This is a genomic window from Pseudomonas sp. TE6288 (genome assembly GCF_054062095.1).
This window is the reverse complement of record NZ_JBSSEW010000002.1, coordinates 306958-327183: the sequence shown is the minus strand read 5'-3', so window position 1 is coordinate 327183 and position 20226 is coordinate 306958. Positions and strand designations below refer to the sequence as shown.

Here is a 20226-nt window from a genome sequence, read left to right as displayed (position 1 = left end):
CAAGTGGCCGATACGTTCCAGATTGGAACGTATCGGCCCTGCCGGGTCACTCGGCGGTCATTACCGCGCTGATCTTACCGCTTCTATAGGCATCGAAGATCTGGGCAAGGCTGGATCTGGCTTCGCCTTTGGCGGTGAAGATTCCGCCACAACCACGGTTCGCCTCTGCGTAGCTGGGATCGTCCATCAGTACCAGGTGCGCCTTCTTGAGGTTCCAGAAGGGTACGCCGGCAAAAAGGTGGTGCGTAAGGTGATAGTTGTCGCCATGCATGCCAATGAACACGCGCTCGATGAGGCTGGGGAAGCGATTGCGGGTCAACTTCACTTCATCCTTGTATACCCCGAACATACCGAAGTGCTCGGATATCTCGGAAAGCCAGCCGATCACCTGAAACGCGGTGAAGTACGGCACAAGCCAGAACAGCAGGTAACCCCAGGGCCCCACCGAGTACCAGAACAGGGCCAGGATCACCAGGTGCACGGCCAGCAGTTTGAGGCCCTGCATGGGCTTGGCCACGACATCACCAGCGCGGTTTTTCACCAGGTAGACGAAATAATGCGAGGTGTTGGTCAGGGTGATGCTCTTGAGCAGGTGACGCAGGAGAAAGTCGAGCCGATCACTCGCGGCATACAGACCGGAGTCGATGTAGTACCTGTGGTCGGGATCGGCGTGCTGGTCCCCCAGGTGATGATGATGCAGTTGCACGTGGGAGCGGCGATACGCTTCGTAGTTCTGGAAGATCGGGTAGGCAAGCAAGTATTCGCCGATCAGCCGGCAGAGCACTTTGTGGCTCATCAAGGTCATGTGCGCCGCTTCGTGCAACAACGAAGCGAGCGCGCGCTGACGTGAGCCGATCATCAGTACGGTCAGCGGATAGAAATACGGGCTTTGCAGGCTCAGGTACACCGCGAGCGCGATGACGGCCACATCCAGAGAAAAGCCAAGCGCCCAGTGCCAGTTGTCCTTCTCGTATAAAGGACGCAAGCGCTCCTTGATTTCAGCGGACGGTTTGAATCGGTTCACATCGTTCATCGAAAGTCCCTGTTCGTTAAGTCGAGGCGATGGAAGGCCCTTGCTCCTGGCGCCAGCCGATGCCGAGGCGCAGATAGGGCCCAGTTGCAGGTGACAGCCATCGAGGGCGGTGTCACTCACGCCACAGTCGTTACTGGTGAATGTTTCGCAGCAAGTGCACGAACTGTTCGGCCTGTGAAACGGTGCTGGCGGATCCCAGCGAAACACGCACAAAACGCGGGCTCCCACGGTCACTCATGAAGTACGGCGTGTGAGCGGCATAACCTGCCCAACAGTTGATGCCATTGAAGCGAAGCCTGCTGACCACCTCAGGTGCAGGAACCCCTGCATGGAAAAACGACACGATCCCTCGCTGACGCGCCCCAGGAGCGATCAGGCGCAGCTGCGCATTGCCCTCGAGCGCCTGCACCAGGAACCGGTAAGCCGCGCAATCATCGACATAGCCCCCCGCCAGCCGCTCCAGCACAGCGATGTTCAACCCGATAAACGCGGCGCTGTTGCGTTCTGCATACTCGAAGCAGCGCGCATCGCGCTGATCCAGGCTTACACCATTGGCAACGCTGAAGGTCGCCCGATGCAGATCGGTGAACCTCGGCTTTGCAACGGCCCGAAACGCCTCGGACAAGTAAGCGAATCCGGTGCCTCTGGGGCCACAGAGAAACTTGCGCCCGGCAGCTGTCAGCACATCGCAGCCGATGGCCTGGACATCGATCGGCAACATCCCCAGCGACTGGCAGGCATCGACGAAAAAGACGCAAGGGTGGCCCCGCAGCAGCCTCCCGACCGCCTCCACATCATTGACGATGCCGCAGCAAGACGGCACGTGGACGATCGAGACGAGCTTGACGTCATCGCGCAGATGCTCGGCCAGCCAGGCCAGATCGAGGTCGCCGTTTTCCAGCAAGGGGATGACATCGACCGCCACCCCATGGCGCTGGCGCAAGTGCTCGAGAGCGATGAGATTGCCCGCATACTCGTAGGGCGTTACCAGGACACGGTCACCGACGTGCCAATCCAGTGCGTCGAGCGCCGTCACCCAGGCCTTCGTCGCGCTGTCGAACAGCGCGATGTCGCCGGGCTGCGCCCCGATGAGGCGGGCGATGTTGTGGTAGAGCTCATTGTCCAACACTTGCGCGCAGGCCAGCTCGGCCTCGTAACCACCTTGATCCCGTTCGCGTTGCAGAAACCCCTGCATTGCCTCCAACGCGTGCGCCGACAATAGCCCCGCGCCGGCGGTATTAAAGTGAATCATGCGCACCCTCCTTGGCCTTGCAACCCATGTAGTAGAAACCCGTCGCCAGTACCACACACAGGCACAGCACATAGAACATGACCTGTGGCTGGTACAGCGAAAGCGCCAGCCCGCAGAGCACCGGCCCCAGCGCAGCCCCCAGGTTCGACAGGTTTTGCGCGCCGTAGTAGATGCCGCGCAGATGCGCAGGAGCGATGTAGTCGATGAACAGGTATTCGGTGGGGATGATGATGATTTCGCCAACCGTGAACACGATCATCGCGATCACCCAAACCGGCACTTGCTCGGCGACGCTGAAGCCGACCAATCCCACCAGGAAAAACAGCATTCCCAGGCACAGCATGCGAAAAAGATTGCCCTGGTTGATCCGCGAGCCCACCAGGTACTGCAGGCCAATGACCACGCAGGCATTGGTGGTGACCAGGTAGTTGATGACCTGATAGGTGTGCTCCGGGCTGCTGGTGACCAGCAGGTATTGGGACAGGTAGGCGGAGAACTGGCCGAACACGATCACGCTGAGCAGGCCACCCAAGGTGAAGCACACCAGGCGATAGTCTTTGAAGAGATACCCGAGCACCTTGAAGAACCCCTGCTCGGCCGGTGCGCTGGCAACGGGTGTGGATAACTTTTCGCCCAGCAAGGCATACGCCAGCACGAACACCGCTCCCACCAGTCCGGCAGCCGCGAAAGGTACCCCAGGGCTTACCTTGGCAAGCATGACCCCAAGGAATGGCCCGGCGGCAAAGCCGATATTGGTGAGTGTGTACTTGACCGAGAACACCGCGCCTCTTCGCTGCGCGACCACCAGTGTGCCGATGCAGGCTTTGACAGCGATATCGATGACTGCATAGGCGAGGTTCACCACCACGATCGCCAGGAAGAACACGCCGAGCATGGCGGTATGAAAGGCAGCGCCAAACGCCAGGGCGAACAGACTTCCGGCCACCAGGAGAATCCGATAACTGGAAAACCGGTCGACCAGGAAACCACCGTACAGGCTGAGAAGGGAGCTCGCCATCAACGCCCCCCCCAGCGCCAACCCGACATCAGCCACCCCCAGGCCGAAGCGCTCCGCGCAATAGACCACCAGATAAGGCAGGGTCATTGCCCGCGCCAGGGTGAGGATGAAGGTGGCCGACAGCAGCAGCATCACAGGCGGGGTGTACAGCCTGCCCTCGGCCAGCGTCAGCTCGGCAGCGCCCTGCTTCATGCCAGCATGCCCTGATAGATGGCCGGTTCGGCCTCTCGCAACAGCTGGATGCTGTCCTGAATCGAAGAACGGTCCTTGTCCAGGATGAATACATGCCCTGGAGAGTTCTCCAGCGAATTCGTCTCGCTGAGCACGCCCTCATGCTGGATCTTGATGCTGTGCAACCCAGGGATGTGCTTCCACACCGAAATATCTGGGCGCTGCCTGATGGTTCCGCTGGCACGGGCAATGAGGAAGACACAGCTGGAGTGGAAGTACAGTTTCTTCCTGGGTTGGGCCCGGTACTCCAGGAAGCCTTGTGGATTGATCAGCGACTCCACCCAGAGATTGAGCTGGTTGTGCCCCAGGGCCCGGGTATAGGCCGACAGGTCGATCCCCCCTGGCATCCGGGCGGCAGTCTCGAGCAAAACCGGCTCGTCGTTGACGATCATCAGTTCGCTGTGCCCGACCCCTTGCTGGATACCCAAGGCATCCAGCACCGAGAAGACATACTCGGACAACCGGCGGTACACGTCCTGATTGTCGACCGGGCACATCAGTTGGTTGTAGTCATGCACGGGCGCGGCACCGATGCGGGTACGGTACACGCGAATGATCTCACTGACGAAATGCTGGCCGTCCACGCTGACCGTGTTGACGCAGTATTCGATATCGACGTCCCTACCCTTGTCCGACTTCAGTTCGGAGAAGAAATCGGAGTTGTCCAGATACTGCTGCACCAAAACCTGTTCGTTTTGCGCCAGGAAAATGTTGCGACTGGACTTGATGGTCGCGAAGGCGTGAGCCACCTCGGCAGAATCGGTACAGATGTGGATGTTGTCGGAACCCGCACTGTTGATGGGTTTCAATACAACGGGGAAGAGATCCTGCTGTTCGATCCATGCCTGGATCTCGGCCAACTCCGCCGAACGGAAATGCTTGATGGAACGCACCCCCGCCCCCTTGAGGGCTTCGTGCATTTCATACTTGTTTCTCCAGCGAATCGCGTGCGCGGGATCGTTGTGCCGCGCGACATTGAAATGCGCCGCCAGATGAGCCGCCAGCTCGACGCCGAACTCGCACCCTGCGAGGACGAACTGCACCTTGTACTGGCTCAGCGCTTCATCGAGCGTGGCGTCGGTCTGGTAATGCAGATCGGCGATGAAGTCCGTTGCCCGGAACCACGACTCGTAGAACGCGTTGACGTTGTCGGTCGAACGCACATGAATGCACTCGTAGCCGCGTGAAATGAATGCCGGGGCGATCAGGCTGCCGATGGAATAGGCATCCACCACCAGCACCACGTTCTTCTTGTAGATCATTTCACGGCCTCCTTGGCATGGGCGAGTTCACCTACCTGGGTCTTGATCAGCTCTGCTGCCTTGATGATCTGTGCCCGATCGATATTGATGTGGGGAACCAGGCGTATTTCCTTGTCGTTGTAGGGGAGTGCCCCCACGCCACGATCCTTGAGCAGCTCGGCAAACCGCATCGGCGTGACCCCAAGGCGGGAAATGTCGAGGGTGACCATGTTGGTCCCTTTGTAACCCGAGCGCGCTTCTTCAACTTCGGCGAACTGGGCATGCAACAGCGCCGCGTGCTCGTGGTCCTCGGCCAGGCGCTCGATGTTGTTGCGCATGGCATAAAGGCCTGCCGCAGCCATCATTCCACTCTGGTGTTGGTCGCCGCCGAACCACTTGCGGTACTTCTTGGCTTGCTGGATAAGCTCACGCGACCCCATCATGATCGATCCGACTGGAGCACCGAGGCCTTTGGAAAGGCACATGGACAGCAGGTCGGCATTGTCGGTGTACGACGTCACATCGATACCGGTAGCAATTGACGCATGCAGGATGCGCGCGCCATCCAGGTAGCGGTACGCGCCGATACGCTGGGCATAGGCAAACACCTGGTTCATCTGCTCGAGCGGAAAGATGCCGCCGCCTTTGCAACCCAGGGTGTTTTCCACCACAACGACACGAGGCGTCGCATAGTTCTGGCTCCAACGGCATTTGGAGGCATGGAGTCGCTCCAGGTCCGCTACATCGAACAAGCCATCGTCATGCTGGGTCAGGGAAAAGTTCACCCCAGAGAAGGCCGAAGTCGAAGCGGATTCATAGAAGTTAATGTGATAGGACGCATCCAGGAAGATCTCGTCGCCCGGCCGCGTCATGGCCTTGATCGCCAATTGATTGCTCAACGTGCCACCGGTGGTAAACAGCGCGGCTTCCTTCTGGAAGTAGTCCGCACAATATCGTTCCAGCGCGCTGACACTGGGGTCTTCACCAAAGCAATCATCACCGACCTCGGCCTCGTAGATTGCCTTGCGCATACCCTCTGTGGGCTTTGTTACAGTATCGCTTCTGAGGTCAATGAACATGTCTACTCCCTGATATTGTCATGTGAAAGGCATGCCTTTTAGTTCACACGGAGCACCGCGTGAAACTTTCACGTTTATTGTCAAAACATTGCCGCTCAAGCGCGAAGCAACGAAGGGAAACCAACGTTAGCTGAAACTTAGGCAGGTCAACGGATATATAAATCGCTGGGCGGTTTAGTAATCGGCGCCAAATACAACGCGGGAAGGGTCGCTAAAATCGGCCAGCGCCCCCAGGATCTCGATTGGCGACTCCGCCAGGCGGTGCAAGAAGTGCAGGTACCAACTACCGCCGTACACCGCATAGATACGGCAAGGCACTCCGGTCTCCCTGGCCCGGCGTAGCACTGCCGGTTGCACACCATGCAGCATCTCCAGTTCCAGGTTCGCGGCATGCCGTGGCTCAGCCAGAATCCGCGGAATCAGCGCCGGATCCTGAGTGGCGCAACTGACGGGCACACCCGCGTCCAGCACCCTGCGCAGCAGGTGCAGGTAGCGTTCATCCAGCGCGTCGCCACGTGGCAGTGCCACTTCCAATGGTTCGTTGTAAACGCCCTTGACCAACCTGATCTTGCGTCCGTAACCAAGGACCTTCGGCAGGTCGTCGAGGGTGCGGTGCAAGTAGGCCTGCAGGGTCACGCCAACGTTTGCGTGGGCAGGCGCCAATTCGCCATACACCTCAAGGATGCTGTCCACCGCCGAGGCGTGTTCCATGCTGATCATGACCGGCAGATCATGTTCCGCCGCAGCGGCAATGATGGTGGAGGCATTCTTGTAGGCCATCTCCTGGGAGACCGCCAGGCCAACGGCACTGAGGTCGAAGCTCAGTTGGGGCTTGAGCCCCGCTTCGGCAAATGGCTGGATCGATGCAAGGTATTCATCGACGAAACGCTGTACCACCGCCGGGTCGGCATTCTCCTCGCCCACGTACTCGACGCTCAGCGCATAGCCCTTGCCGTTGAGCAGTTGCAATTTGGGCAGCAGGGCTTCCCGGTTCGCCGCAAGAAAATAGCGTTGCGCGGCAGGCTCGAACAACTTGAAGAACAAGGCGTCCTCACTGAACGCCTCCCTGCACGCTTTGTTCATGGCCAGTTTCTTCAGGGCGGCGGCAGCCAGGGTAGACATTTCCTGGGAAACCATCAGTCTCTCTCCTTGAGCAGGGCAACGGCGTACGTCTCTTGTACGGCCACTCGACAATAGGCAACAACGGCTGAATCGATCAGCTGCAAAATCCTAAGCAGCCACTGTTTACATTGTCCAGCATCGAAGCCGGGTGCAGTCGCCAGGTAGACCGTACAAACAGATGTTTACCGTTTTGCTACGGCGCACTGACCGACTATCAAATAACGACGTCACCCTGTGGCCAACTGAATGTGCATAAGGGAGAGCGTACTGGAAAAGGCCATCACATCGCCATCTACTAAAAATAAATAAAAACTCAACAGATCAGTTAGTTGAACAAAAACTTGCGTGCGGTAGCAGCGCTACCACTTAGTTCGGCAGGGGGCACCACAACGATAAATTTATCGAATGGAGGGTCGTTTTATAAGTGGTATTGATAACACCCAGTTGATGAGGGTGATGGATAACCATTCAAATGAGGGGTAGTTAACTGCTGGGTTTTGTCCAGAACGCCTTGTCTTTTATCGCGAGTGGCGATAAGACATCAAAGCAAAAAGACCACTTAGAAAAACTGAATCCAGTGTTATCAGGTTAATCGACCTGTTTGGTCCAATTGTAAAGGCCATGACGCAGCGCTTTTTGCTTCAGGTCACAAGGATTCTATTCAATAAAAAGCCCCTGCACATTAACGTCGCAGGGGCTGAGCAGCGTTGAACAGAGCATTTAACCTGTCGCGTTTCGCGCTCTGCAGTCTCTCCCAGGGCAAACGGGGCGTCAGAACGCCCAATCCAGGGTCAGGCCGACCCCGTGGCTCTTGTCGCGACTACCCAGCAGTCCGTTGTAGTCCAGGTTGACCCGGGCCTGGCGACTCAGGGCAATCCCTACCCGTGCACCGACCACTGCCGCATCACGATCCAGTGACAGAGCCTGAACCTTGTAAGTATCGCCCTGGCCCGCGAACGCCAGGTGCTGGTCGGCCCCGGTAGAACTCAGGTTGTGCTGCCAGCCCAGAGTGGCGGCAAGCTCAACCGCCTGGCCGCTGGACAACTGCAATTGCTTGCCGGCCCGCATGCCCAAGGTCGAGAGCCAGGCATCGCGGTTATCCTGCCCCCCCTTGAGCGCGGCAGCGCCGCCATGCTCCCTGAAGCTGTCGCTGGCGATATGCACGTAGGCCAGATTGGCGAACGGCTCCAGCGCCACGCTCGGCAGTTCGACCTTCCAGGCCGCCTCGCCGAACACCTGGGTGCTCTGGGCATCACGCTTGCTCTTCTGGCGATCGCTGACCTCGTTGTACTGCAGTTCGCGCTTGGTCTCGATACGGTGCCAGCTGTGGCTGGCGCCCACGCTCAGGCGCAGCTGCTCCAGTTCCTTGCCGGCATAGGCACCCAGGTGATAGCTGTCAACGCTGGCCGAGGAATGACGGCCATCGCCCATGCTCAGCGAGCTGTCGCTGTAGCCGGTGAAGACGCCGACACGGGTGTCCTCGCTCATCTGCCCGTCGATCCCCAGCAGCATGCCGCCAATCGAACTGCTATAGCGCGCATGTCCGGAATCACCGTCGGCCTTGCCCCAGGCGCCGAGGGCCTTGACCCACAGGCCGTTGTCCTGGCCTTCCACACCCTGTAGCCGGGTACGCTCGCCCATGGCGTCGCGCAACTGGCGACTGTCGTTGAGCAACAGGTTACCCACCGCCGGGTGGATTTCCCCGGACAGCTGATCGAATGCCTGCTGGGCACTGCCGGCATCGCCCGACAACAGCAGGCTCTCGTAGACCGGGTTGCCCGCGCCGAGCCGATCGGCCGCCGCGGCCACCGAACGCTGGTTGGCGGTCAGGCCGACACTGGCGAACGACGTGGCATTACGCTCTACCGCCAGCCGCACCCCAGTGCCGGTATACGCCAAGCCCCCACCGAGGAACAACGCGTTGGACTGCACCTGGGCGAAACTGCCTTGCACGCCGCCTGCGGCATCGAGGATGTCGAACTGCCGCCCCACCAGGCTGGTGGCCTGCTGGGACTGCAGCGAAACGCCTGGGTTCTGCAGGTCCAGGGCCAGATTCGCGCCACCCACAGCTATCTGGCCATCGCTGACCAGGCGGTCGCTGCCGGTGCTGTCCACCTCCACCGCATAGGTCGAGCCCGGCTGGAAGGTCACGTCGGAAGCCACGCGCAAGGTACCGATGGAGTTACCGGGCGCCACCACGCCGCCGCGGTTGACCACCAGCGCACCGATCCTGCCATTGCCGCCCAGCACGCCGCCGTCGTTGACCGTCACGGTCGACTGCAGCGAACCATTGACCGCCAGCCGTCCCTGGTTGACCAGCGTCGGCCCGGCGTAGGTGTTGTTACCGCTGAGCACCAGGGTGCCGATGCCCTGCTTGGTCAGGCCGCCATGCCCGGAGATGTCGTTGCTCCACAGGTCCAGCACGCAACTCAGGTCGGTGCAGCGCCTTTCAGTAGGCCTGCCGGCATCCACCAGGGCGCCGACACCCGGCAAGTCAGCGACGAACTGGGTTGGGCCGTAGCCGCCAGCGATACGCAACTCCTCGGGAATGTCCTGCTCGGTAACCAGCATGCCGGGGCCGCGGATCCCCTTGTCCAGGTTGATCATGCCCCAGCCATACAAGGAATCGATACCGGGCGCGCCCATGTCGGTTGCGGTGGTGCGCAGCACGCTGGCGATCTGCGCGCCGCTCATATAGGGGAAACGCTCCATCAGTACCGCCGCTGCGCCAGCAGCATGGGGTGCGGCCATGGAGGTACCGTTCTTGTTGGCGTAACCCTGGGTCAGGTCCTCCAGGCTAGTACCGCCAATCACCGCGCTGTAGATCCGGGTGCCGGGGGCCGATACGCAGAAGCTTGCGGTATAGCCGCAGCGCGAAGAGAAGGTGCTGATCACGTATGGGTTGGCGCTGCTGGTGTCGGGGTTCTGCTGCAACGCCGCCACGGTCATCCAGTTGGGAGCGATCTCCGGTACGAAATAGCCCAACCCGGCAATCGCATCGGGATTGTTCAGGTTGTAGTCGTTGCCGGCGGCGAAGATGGTCAGCACCCCGCTACGGGCGGCGGCGATGGCGCCGTCATAGGCGCCGCCAGGCAAGGTGCCCAGAAGCGGCTGGATCTGCGCGAACTGCGCCCGGGCATCATCCACCGTGAAATGCGGGAAGTCCGGATTACGCCCGCCCTTGGCGAAGCGATCGGTGATGCCGATGCCCCAGCTGTTGTTGATGATCCGCGCGCCGCTGGCCACCAGGCTGTCCCAGCCGGCCTTGTACACCGCGCCATCGTTGCCCAGGACAATGCCATCCTCGGGGCCGGGGTCGCCGTTGTCGGCGCTGATGATCTGCGCATTGAAGGCCACGCCATGCATCTCCACGCCATCACGGTTGCCGGCGGCGATCCCGCCGACGTGGGTGCCATGGGAGCCGAGCTTGCCATCCGAACCTACCGACGGGCTGCCGTCGTAGCGGAAGGCATCACCGGCCTTTACCGGGATGTAGGGGTCGGTGTACTGGCGGATGCCGCTGGTGACCAGGGTCACGATCTTGTCCTTGCCGGCGAACTCGGGGTGCGGGGCATACACCGGCTGGTCGAAGATTCCCAGCTTCACCCCCTTGCCGCTGTAGCCGGCGGCATAGGCGCTGTCGGCATGGATCGCCCCCAGCCCCCAGTCGGCCTTGAATTCGCTGCTGCGCCAGCTGCTGGCGTCGCCCAGCCGGCCACTCTCCACATAGGGCGCGGCCTGGGCCGTGCCCATCAATGCCGCCCAGCCCACCAATACCCGCCACAGTGGTGCCAGGGCCCAGCCCTGCCCAAGTGCGCTGTCATCCTGTCTGACTCGCTTCACTACGACCTTCCTTAGTTGTATGGATTGAATACCGCGTTGGTCGAACTCCGTATTGCAACAACTGGCGCCACGACGCCTCAGAAACGCCATTGCAGGTTGAGCCCCGCGCCATGCTGTTGTTCACGACTGGCCAGGCGCCCCTGGTAGTCCAGGCTCAGGTCCAGGTCGCGGGTCAGTCCCACCCGTGCCTGGAGCCCGACCAGCGCGGCATCGCGCAAGGCCGGCGACGTCTCCACCCGGAACGGCAGATCACTGCCGGCAAAGGCCAGGTGCTCGCGGTCCTGGGTTCCACTCAGCCGGTGCTGCCAGCCCAGGCTCGCCGCCAGCTGCAGGTCCTGCTGCGGGCCCACTTGCCATTGCTGGCGCCCACGCAGGCCCAAGGTGCTTAACCAGGCATCACGCTGCTCGTCGCCCGCCTGCAACGCTGCGGCATCGCCTTTCTCATGGAAGCCATCACGGTCCAGGTGCTGGTAGGTCAGGTTGGCGAACGGCTCCAGCTGCACCGCCGGCATCGCCAGGCGATAGGCCGCCTCGGCAAACAGCTGCTGGCTGCGGGCATCGATCCGCGCGCGCTGGCGGCCGGACACCTCGGCATAGGCCAGGTCGCGGCGAACCTCGGCACGGTGCCAGCTGTAGCTACCGCCTAGGCTCAAGCGCAGCTGGTCGACGTCGTGGCGGACATAGGCGCCCAAGTGGTAGCTGTCGACCGTGGCCCGGGAGTGGCTGCCGCCCATGCCCAGGGAGCTGTCGCTGTAGCCGGCGGCCAGCCCGGCGCGGGTCTGCTCGTCGAAGTCCCGGTCCAGGCCCAGCAGCATGCCGCCCAGGGAGCTGGTATAGGACTCGCTGCCCTGCACGCCCTCGATGCGCCCCCAACTGCCCAGGCCTTTGAGCCAGAGCTGGGTCGAGCCTGTCTCGCGCGCCGTCGTGCCAGGCGCATTGGCAGGCGGTGCGGCGCCTTGCACACGCTCGCCCAAGGCGTCACGCAACACCGAGCCCTGGCTGAGCAGCATCGAGTCCAGCGCCGGGTAGATCTCTCCGGCGAGCTGGCGCAGGCCGTCCCGGGCCTGGTCCGCCGAGGTCGAGAACAGCAGGCTTTCATACACCGGATGGCCCGGCCCCAGGCGCTCCACGGCGGCGCCACTGGCGAGCTGGTTGGGCGTGGCAGCGACGCTGTCGAACGTCGCGGCGCTGCGCGTCACGTCCAACTGCACGCCGTTGGCGGAATAGTCGAGCACGGTCCCAAGGAACAGGTAGCCGGGCTGGACCTGGGCAAAGCGTCCATCGACGCCGCCTGCTGCCTGCAGGATGTCGAACTGGCGCCCCACCAGGCTGGTGACCGGGCCACCGGCCAGCAGGTTCGGCCGAGCCTGGGGCACCAGATTGAGATTGGCGCCAGCGACGCTGGCCTGACCATCCACCACGAGTCGATCACTGGCCGTGGGCGACAGCTCCACCTGATAGGTCGAACCCGGCTGCAAGTCCAGGTTGCCGGCGACATTCAAGGTACCTATGGAGTTACCCGGGGCCACCACGCCCCCAGCGTTGGCAATCAGGGCACCGACCCGGCCATTGCCGCCCACTGTACCGCCAGCATTGACCGTCACCGCTGATTGCAGGCTGCCGTTAACCGCCAGCAACCCGCCATCGACGCGGGTCGGGCCGCGGTAGCTGCTGTCACCCGTGAGCACCAACCAGCCGGCCCCGGACTTGACCAGGCTGCCTTGGTAAACCCGCTGCGCAGCCGCTGCGTCACGGGCCATGCCCAGGGCATAGTCACTGCGGTCCTGCTGGCTGGCGCCCGCTGCCAGGCCATGCTCCCAGCCGCGATCCTTGAGGGTCTGCTGCCAGGCCTGACGTTCCGCGACGTCCTCGGCCTGACGCTGCACCAGCGCCTGGTCGGAGATGCCGTTGCTCCAGCTATCGCCCTGCCCACGCTCCAGGTTGACGTTGAACTCCCCCAACAACTGCCCTGGGCCGTGCAAGGCCCGCCCCAGGTCCGGGACGCCCCAGCCCACCCGCTCGCTGGGCGCCTGGGTCGGCGAGCCATCGAGCTGGCGCGAAGTGGTCAGCAGCACTTGCAGGGCCTGCTGGTTGTTCAGATAGGGATAACGCTCCATGACCACAGCCAAAGCCCCGGTAGCATGGGGCGCGGCCATCGAAGTACCGTTGTAGGTGGCATAGCCGCCACCGGGCACGGTACTGCTGATTGCCGCCCCCGGAGTCGCCAGGCACCAGTACTTCGCGATGCCGCACTGGTTGTATTTCTGCTGGTTGTTCTTGTCCAGGCCCGATACCGCCAGCCAGTGGCCTTCCAGTTCCGGCTGGAAGTACGGCAGCGCCGAGCGCACGCTGGCATTGGCATAGCCGCTGTTGCCGGCGCTGAACACATTGATCACACCCCGACGCGCCACATCGCCAGCGGCATCGAGCCAGGTGGCCTGCTGGAAATGCTGGGCGTAGGCCGCGCGCAGGTCGCCGAGGGTCTGGTAGCTGACATCCTTGGGCTGGCTGCCCCAGCTGTTGTTGATGGCCCGAGCCCCGGCATCCACCAGGGCGTCGTAGACCGCCTTGAAATACCGCGGATCGGGATCGGTGCCGAACAGGAACTTGTCATTCTTGTTGGTGTTGCCCACGTATACCTGGGCATTGAAGGCCACGCCGTGCATGCCCACGCCATCACGGGCCGCGCCCATGGTGCCGGTGACATGGGTACCATGGCTGTCGTTGGCGCCATTGAGCACCCCGGACACACTGAACGGGGTACCGTCCAGGTACTGACCGGTGGCAGTGACCGCGTGGAAACGCCCGGGGCTGGCTTCGGGATGGGCGGGATCGAATCCCGAGTCCAGGGCGCCGATGCTGACCCCGGCACCGGTGAACCCGGCGGCATAGGCCTGGCTCGCCTGCATGCGCTCCAGGCCCCAGTCCTGCAGGTATTCGACCGAGCGCCAGCTGGCGGGGTCGCCCAGGCGGCCAGTGTCCTGATAGGCCGCCGCAGCCGACAGTGGCAGGCCGCTGGCAAACGCCAGGCACAGCGTGCCCGTCAGCGTCTTGAGCTGATCACATCTCACATCCATGTCGATGACTTCTCTTGTTCTTGTTGTCGGATCGCCCATCCTGGGTCGACCAGTGTGTTACTGCATCGCTAGGCCGCAAGGCACGGCTTCATCGAGCAGCAGAAGGATATGACGTTTCTCGATTACGCGATGCGCCAGCACTGCATATCTAATATGCGTTTTTACCTTCTCGAACAGGTTGCCGGGGAGACTTTGAGAGGAAGGAAGACAGCATAAAGGGAAGGCGCCTGTGTGGCGCCCTTGGTGTTTCCTAATTAAGCTTGTAACACCCCACCTGTCTTATGCTGGCCTAACCGACATCTGCCGACGAACAATTGCAAAATAACCAGGTAACAGAAACGTTGCCGATTGTTTTTTTCTGGAACACGTTCTTCCAAAAAAGGAGGTAACAATACTGCGTCCTCTACCTTCAACCCATGCAGGTCCCGTGCATCCAATCAGACAGCCAATATCGGCACTGCACTGCGCCCCCTTATGTGCCCGGTGGCCGGACAAGTAGAGGGTCTCCATAGACCGCCATCGCCAGGGAAAACTGCGGCTCGCCTTCGCGCCTGGCAGCCATACGCTTGTTCGCCTCGTGACACGCGTCCATGGCCGTGACGCCCCGCTCCCAATGCATAAGAAAGCCCTCAAGCCAAGGTCCAGCAGCGAGCGACTCCAGCGGCCAAGGGGATGCGATGACGGTGCGGCAGCCCTGCTCCAGCAACATCTTCGGCAACCCGACCGTAGTGCTGGCGCTGGGATGGCGATCCATGCGGCCGCCACTGCATACAAAGAGGATTACCAACTCGACCTGGGCCAGTGATCGGGCAAGGGCCAGTGGGGACTCCTTCAGCGCTCCCTCGTCGACAATACGCCTGAAGTACCTGTCCCCCCGTGCCAGTTGTCCATGGGCCGTCACGATAGCCATCTGTGCCCCCTCCAGACCTTGAGGCAGGTAGCGCGACGTGTCCAAGGTGATGCGATAAGAGTCCAGATGCGGCTCGAGCATTCCTCTGACGACGCGCATCGCGTCTAACTCTGCCGGGTCACCTGCGTCGGAGAGCCATGCCACGCGGCGCTCACCGCTCGTCCTGGGCCTCTGGAGGGTGGAATCGAGCCAAGTCAAAGACGGCACCGTGCCAATTGCAGTGTCATAACCGATCAGGTCCCCGCCGGGCCGCAGCACCAGATTGAAGGTGAGCTGTGCAACTTCCGGCTCGGCCACGACCAGGACCCGGTTGCCTTCCGGCAGGGGGATGCTGAAGGGGCGCATAGATTCATAGAACTCACCGTCCCCCACAATCCGCAAGCGCGACTCGTTGCCGTCGACATCTACGCGCTCTCGGGGGTCGATCAGTCCGTATTTGAACGGGTACGCCTGCGACCAAGTTCGCAGCCGGTCACGTGCGGTAATTGAGGATGCCGGAGCCCTTTGGACTCTCTCCCCGCCATGCTCTACGATGGTGGCGACCAATTCGTCCGCACTGTCGTGTGCCAGCATGAGCACAGAGACCTGATGCTCCTGAGCGAGCATTTGTGCAAACCGGATCGGACGGTCAACGATCAACGGCGCCGGCGGAGCATCCAGCGTTAATCCGCGGTCAGCCAGCAACTCGATCGCAAGGCAGGCGTCCTGCACTGCCACTTCCGGATCGGCTGGTGCCAGAAGCCGATGGGCAACCAGGTTAGTAGCAAAGGCATCGGTGGGTGCGTTCGATGCGTAACGGGAGCGCGCGATCCGGTTGTGCAGGTCTACCAGCTCAGCCGCCGTGGGCCGCTTGGCGGAGATCACCTGCAGTGTGAACGCGGCCTCGGGCCCGATGGCCGTCAACGCTTGCTGCTTCGCCTCAGCCACTTTTAAAGTCAGTTGGCCGCCCGCGCGCTCGTACAGCCCCAGTGCCTGCACGAAGAGATAGGCCGACGCGAACAATTCATCCCCCAGCCGGACGGCGTCGAGAAACACACGCAGGGACTTCTCCTGGAAGGTCTGAAGCGCGGCCACTTCCATGACCAGCCCCTTGTGCATCTGCAGGGTTAGGCCGACAACCTCCAATCGGTGCCGCATAGCGTCAGTCATTCCGAGCGTCCCGAAGAGGTTGCTGCATTTTCCCAGCAGTACCTCGGCGGTGGCGTAAAGCCCCATGTCGCGGAGCGTCCGCAGGTGGGTGTACGCCTCCTGGTACAGATCGTTCGCGGGCAATTGCGCGTGGGTTGCCCCGGCACATGCCAGAGCCAGGAGGGCGTCAGTGGCATCATGCGACCGCTGGTAGATATCGGCGAAGGCGCTCCAGGCGAGGCGCCTGCGGCCGGGCTGGTCACCGGCGATTGCGAGGATCAGTTCGGCCAGGTCCCGTGCGCGCTGGTTGTTGTTCATCAGAGAAAACTTCGCCGACAGAGCACGCAAGGCTTGAAGGTCGTCGTAGGTGCCCGGGACATGGCGCGCCAACGGCGCCAGGATGTGCGCCTGAAAGCTCAAGGTTTCGAGATCGTCCGCCTGGTCGTACTCCACGACGCCGTGTTCAATGAAGTTCCGGATGAAGCGCGCTAACCCTCCTGCGTTCGCTCCCACCACATCGGCGGGAAGCGGCGCACGCGGGTCGACCATCACCTGTTGCTCCGCCCACTCGTTCCAGCGTTGCATGAACGTCTGATATTCCTCGTCGGTGGCTATGTCGAAGCCGGATTCTTCCGCCACTGGCTCGGGCATGTTGTCCGCGAACTCGGCGGCCACCGCAGCGATGAGGGCCAAGCCCTCTCGACCCGCAAACTCGACGGACAGCGTCCTGCGAAGCAAGGCCCGGATCTCCTTGTCATCAGGGTGTTGTCCCAGATACTCGACGACCAACTTCAGCGGCACCACATACACACCAAGCTGTTCCTGACTGACCGCCTCCACTAGGAATAACGCGCGCATGCTCTGCACGATAAGCTTGGCGGCAGCAGGAGCAAAGCGAGTGCTTGGAATCAGCAGTCCAGCGAGACCCCAGGCGGCCTGCGCCTCGCCGAACACCTCTGCGTGGGTAGCGGCACACATGGCAGCGACGTCATGGTGCTGCGGCCATTGGGTCCGTACTTCCTCCAGTAGCTTCTGGTAGTCGACGTCGGTCTCCGGTACGAGTCTGTCCGCGAGCAGTGTGTGGAACTCCATAAAACCGGTCCGGGCGATGGGGCTGATCTGTACCTCGTCCGCATCCTGACTGCAGATCTGGAGCATGCGGATCTCGCAGTCGTACTGCAGGTCTGGATTCGCGGGGAAGAGGGCCTTGAACTTCGTCCAGACCCGCTCCACCAAAGCCGCGTCGCGCATCTTCGTGACCATTTGCAAGCAGACCGACAGCGCCTCCTCCTGCGACATTTCACCGATAGCATCCTCTATCAAGCGCTTAGCGGTAGGTAAGTCATCGCCTTGGCAGCAAATCGCTGCTAGGCGCGACGCCGAGCTAGTCGGGACCGTAGTTTGCTGCAACAGCTCCCGAATCAGATTTGCGGCAGCTTTGCTGTCGCCTGAGTGGTGGGCGATCTGAATGCGCGCCATTAACTTCATCAAATCTGAGACAGGCTCCGCATCCAGCTGGTCGAGAGCCTCTTCCACACGACCCGCCTTGGCCAAAGCCACCATTTTCTGGAGGCACAGCTGGAAGGACTCTTCATCGGAGGTGCGAAAACTGGCCATGCTCAGATTCTCGACTGCCCTGATCAGATCGATGTTCGCTGGTTTGATGGGCGGATCGGTTGGACTGGTTAGGAACAAGAAACATGACTTCTGCTTAGTCAAATGAATTAACTGCTGCACAGTGGCAACGGTGTTACGCACCCAAATGTCTTCTTCCAGTTTGGGTGCCGCGCCCACGTCTCCTGCCGCGAGTCTATCGGGGTTGCTGTACAGGCTCACGTCGGGGACAAAGACGAACTGCTTTGCAGGTGCGTTGTCAAAAGCCTGCACCAGGCTACGGGACTCCAGGTCGCTGCACCGGACGAAGGTGAACTTTGCCCTCAGCGCCTTCTTCTGGGCAGGGTCGCTCAGCTCTTCCGGCCCCAGTGGCAGGCCCTGTACGAGCAGTTCAAACGTGGCATCAGCGTCGTAGGCCCACACCTCATGTGGAGGCGCGATGAACGTGGTGCCAGGGTAGACCAGTCTTGAGGTCTCCTTATGGCGCAGCATGAAAGCGGCGGGCCAGCTGCTTGCGAGCATTTGTTCCTGGTGAGCGTATGGGATGAGCAGAGCGTCCCCTGGTAGCGGGAGGTTCCGTTTATTGAACAGATGGGATAGCTTGAAATTCCCCAAGCCTTCAGCGTCTACAGGCATAACCTCAGTCCCTTTGTGGTCGTTGTGATTTCGAAAGTCTAGTGGTGCGACGTGACCGTATCGCGGCGGGAGGCCAACGCATCGGGCTGTCCAGCTACCCACGATTCGGACCTGACTTGCCAGAAGTGTAATTCTCGAACGGCCTGCGGAACACACGATATAGGTAAACCAATGAGCGTCCGGTGTTGGCCGAAAGCTGCCCTCCACCAACGTCTGCTTTGGGTCCAGGCTGTGTGAAAACGCAGTAAATACATCGAAAATTCAGAGTCGAGCTGACTGCCTGTGGAATCAGCACGCGAGAGCGCGAATAGCCTCACCCAGCGAAAAAAACGTTTGCAGCGCTATATGGGCCGCGTCAGCGGCCCATATAGCTGTTTGCGGGCCAGCAAACAGCGGGGTTTACGCCCTGATCGCCTCAAGTAACCCTGCGATGCCGAAGATGCTCATCATTCGTTTGAGGTTGTAGGCGAGCACGTGAAGGCTCATTTCGGTGCTTACCCTCGGCAGGGTTTTGGTCAGGAAGTGGGTACTTCCCATCCAGAATTTGAGCGTGCCAAAGGGATGCTCCACCGTCTGCCGGCGAACCGTCATCTTCCCCGGATCATGCTCCAATCGAATCTGCACTCCTTCGACTACGGCTTCATGCTCCCAGCGCTTTAATCGCCGCTCTTTACCGGTCGTACACTGCTTCTGCATGGAGCAGCTCTGGCATCCTGAAAACCAGTAGCAGTGCAGTAGCATGCCGTCTTCCACTGAGGAATGCCGGCGCGTCAGCAACTGACCCGCAGGGCATCGATATTCGTCCGAAGCAGCCATGTAGATGAAGTCCTGCTTGCCGAATCGGCCTTCCGCTTTGCTGCTCGATGTCAGTGGTTTAGGTACAAAGGTGGTGATGCCAGCTTGCTCGCAAGCAAGGATTTCCGGGCCTTTGTAATAGCCTCTATCAGCAACCACCGTCAGCGCCTCAACACCGATTTCTTCCCGTGCCTGGTTAGCCATATTGCTCAGTTGCCCGCGATCATTACCAACGTTGGTCACCTCATGGGCAATGATCAGATGGTGTTTGTCGTCGACTGCTGTTTGTACGTTGTACCCAACTGTGCCGGAGCCTCGGCCGCTTGTGGCCATTGAACGGGCATCTGGATCGGTAAGTGAGATTTGCTGATCGGGACTGGCTTGAAGCTGCGCCTCGATGTCCTTGAGTTTTTGCATCTGCTGTTTCAGTTTTTCGACTTTGTCTTTCAACCGCTCAGTCTTGGCCTCGGCCACTTCCGGCGCTGCCCGATCCGCTGAATCCATTGCCGCTAGATAGCGGTCGATGCTCTGCTCGATCTGCTGCATGCGCGCCTTCACTTTACCTTGAGTGAAATTGCGGTCGCGGTTATTCACGGCTTTGAATTTGCTGCCGTCGATGGCGATGATCGATTGGGAAAAGAGATTGAGGTTGCGGCAAAGCACAACGAACTGCCGGCAGACGCTACGAATGGCTTTACCATTGTCTCGGCGAAAGTCTGCAATCGTTTTGAAGTGAGGCGCCAATCGCCTCGTCAGCCACATCAGCTCGACATTGCGCCCGGCCTCACGCTCAAGCCGGCGGCTGGACTGAATCCGATTGAGATAGCCATAGATGTAGATTTTCAGCAGGACTGCTGGATGGTAGGCCGGACGACCCGTTGCAGCCGGATCGACACCCTCAAAGCCGAGTGATCCCAGGTCGAGTTCATCGACGAAAACGTCGACCACCCGAACTGGATTTTCTTCGGTGATGTAATCGTCCAGGCACTCCGGCAGCAACGTGACTTGCGTCCGAGCCTCACCTTCAATGAATCGCTTCATGATCGTCCCCGCCCCGATCTCGACGATCAGAAGGTTAGACAATCGCAGGCGTTTTCACACAACCTGGACCCATAGCGGACATTGGAGAAACTTAGGTGTGCGAGTATTAAGTAAGCGTCCGGAAACTCACTTTCCGAACGGTGAGTAGCAGTGGGAGGTTGCTAGCTGGCCCAGTTTTTGTTGCTGGCGCTTGCTGCAGCGTATGC

At 60.8% G+C, this 20226-nt stretch carries 10 protein-coding genes; all 10 read right to left on the bottom strand.

From position 1 onward, the window contains the following. Window positions 1-46: 46 nt before the first annotated feature. A complete protein-coding gene (gene gntB / locus ACVWY1_RS03240) occupies window positions 47-1033 on the bottom strand; it encodes a guanitoxin biosynthesis L-arginine gamma (S) hydroxylase (protein WP_277502407.1) in 987 nt (328 codons plus the stop codon). Window positions 1034-1163: 130 nt separating this feature from the next. After that, entirely contained in the window at window positions 1164-2285 is a 1122-nt protein-coding gene (locus tag ACVWY1_RS03235; RefSeq protein ID WP_457377772.1) for an aminotransferase class V-fold PLP-dependent enzyme, read from the bottom strand. Next, a complete protein-coding gene (locus ACVWY1_RS03230) occupies window positions 2272-3495 on the bottom strand; it encodes an MFS transporter (RefSeq protein WP_258599653.1) in 1224 nt (407 codons plus the stop codon). Before ACVWY1_RS03230 ends, ACVWY1_RS03235 begins: the two co-directional genes overlap by 14 nt. After that, on the bottom strand, window positions 3492-4796 hold the full coding sequence (locus ACVWY1_RS03225) for an ATP-grasp domain-containing protein (protein ID WP_102683396.1): 1305 nt from the start codon (window positions 4794-4796) through the stop codon (window positions 3492-3494). Before ACVWY1_RS03225 ends, ACVWY1_RS03230 begins: the two co-directional genes overlap by 4 nt. Beyond that, window positions 4793-5854, bottom strand: coding sequence for a threonine aldolase family protein (locus ACVWY1_RS03220; RefSeq protein ID WP_102683395.1), 1062 nt, complete (start codon window positions 5852-5854; stop codon window positions 4793-4795). Before ACVWY1_RS03220 ends, ACVWY1_RS03225 begins: the two co-directional genes overlap by 4 nt. Window positions 5855-6028: 174 nt before the next feature. Beyond that, complete coding sequence (locus ACVWY1_RS03215) at window positions 6029-6991, bottom strand: proline dehydrogenase family protein (protein WP_457377771.1); 963 nt, start codon at window positions 6989-6991, stop codon at window positions 6029-6031. Window positions 6992-7747: 756 nt separating this feature from the next. Next, window positions 7748-10729: an autotransporter domain-containing protein gene (locus ACVWY1_RS03210; protein ID WP_457377781.1), complete on the bottom strand. Its 2982-nt coding sequence runs from the start codon at window positions 10727-10729 to the stop codon at window positions 7748-7750. A gap of 167 nt (window positions 10730-10896) precedes the next feature. Beyond that, window positions 10897-13896 (bottom strand): autotransporter serine peptidase EprS, encoded by a 3000-nt coding sequence (gene eprS / locus ACVWY1_RS03205; RefSeq protein ID WP_457377770.1) that lies wholly within the window; start codon window positions 13894-13896, stop codon window positions 10897-10899. 472 nt (window positions 13897-14368) lie between these two features. Further along, window positions 14369-18070 (bottom strand): CHAT domain-containing protein, encoded by a 3702-nt coding sequence (locus ACVWY1_RS03200; protein ID WP_457377769.1) that lies wholly within the window; start codon window positions 18068-18070, stop codon window positions 14369-14371. 513 nt (window positions 18071-18583) lie between these two features. Then, window positions 18584-20020, bottom strand: a complete 1437-nt coding sequence (locus ACVWY1_RS03195; protein WP_457377768.1) for an IS1182 family transposase — start codon at window positions 20018-20020, stop codon at window positions 18584-18586. Between the last annotated feature and the right edge of the window lie 206 nt (window positions 20021-20226).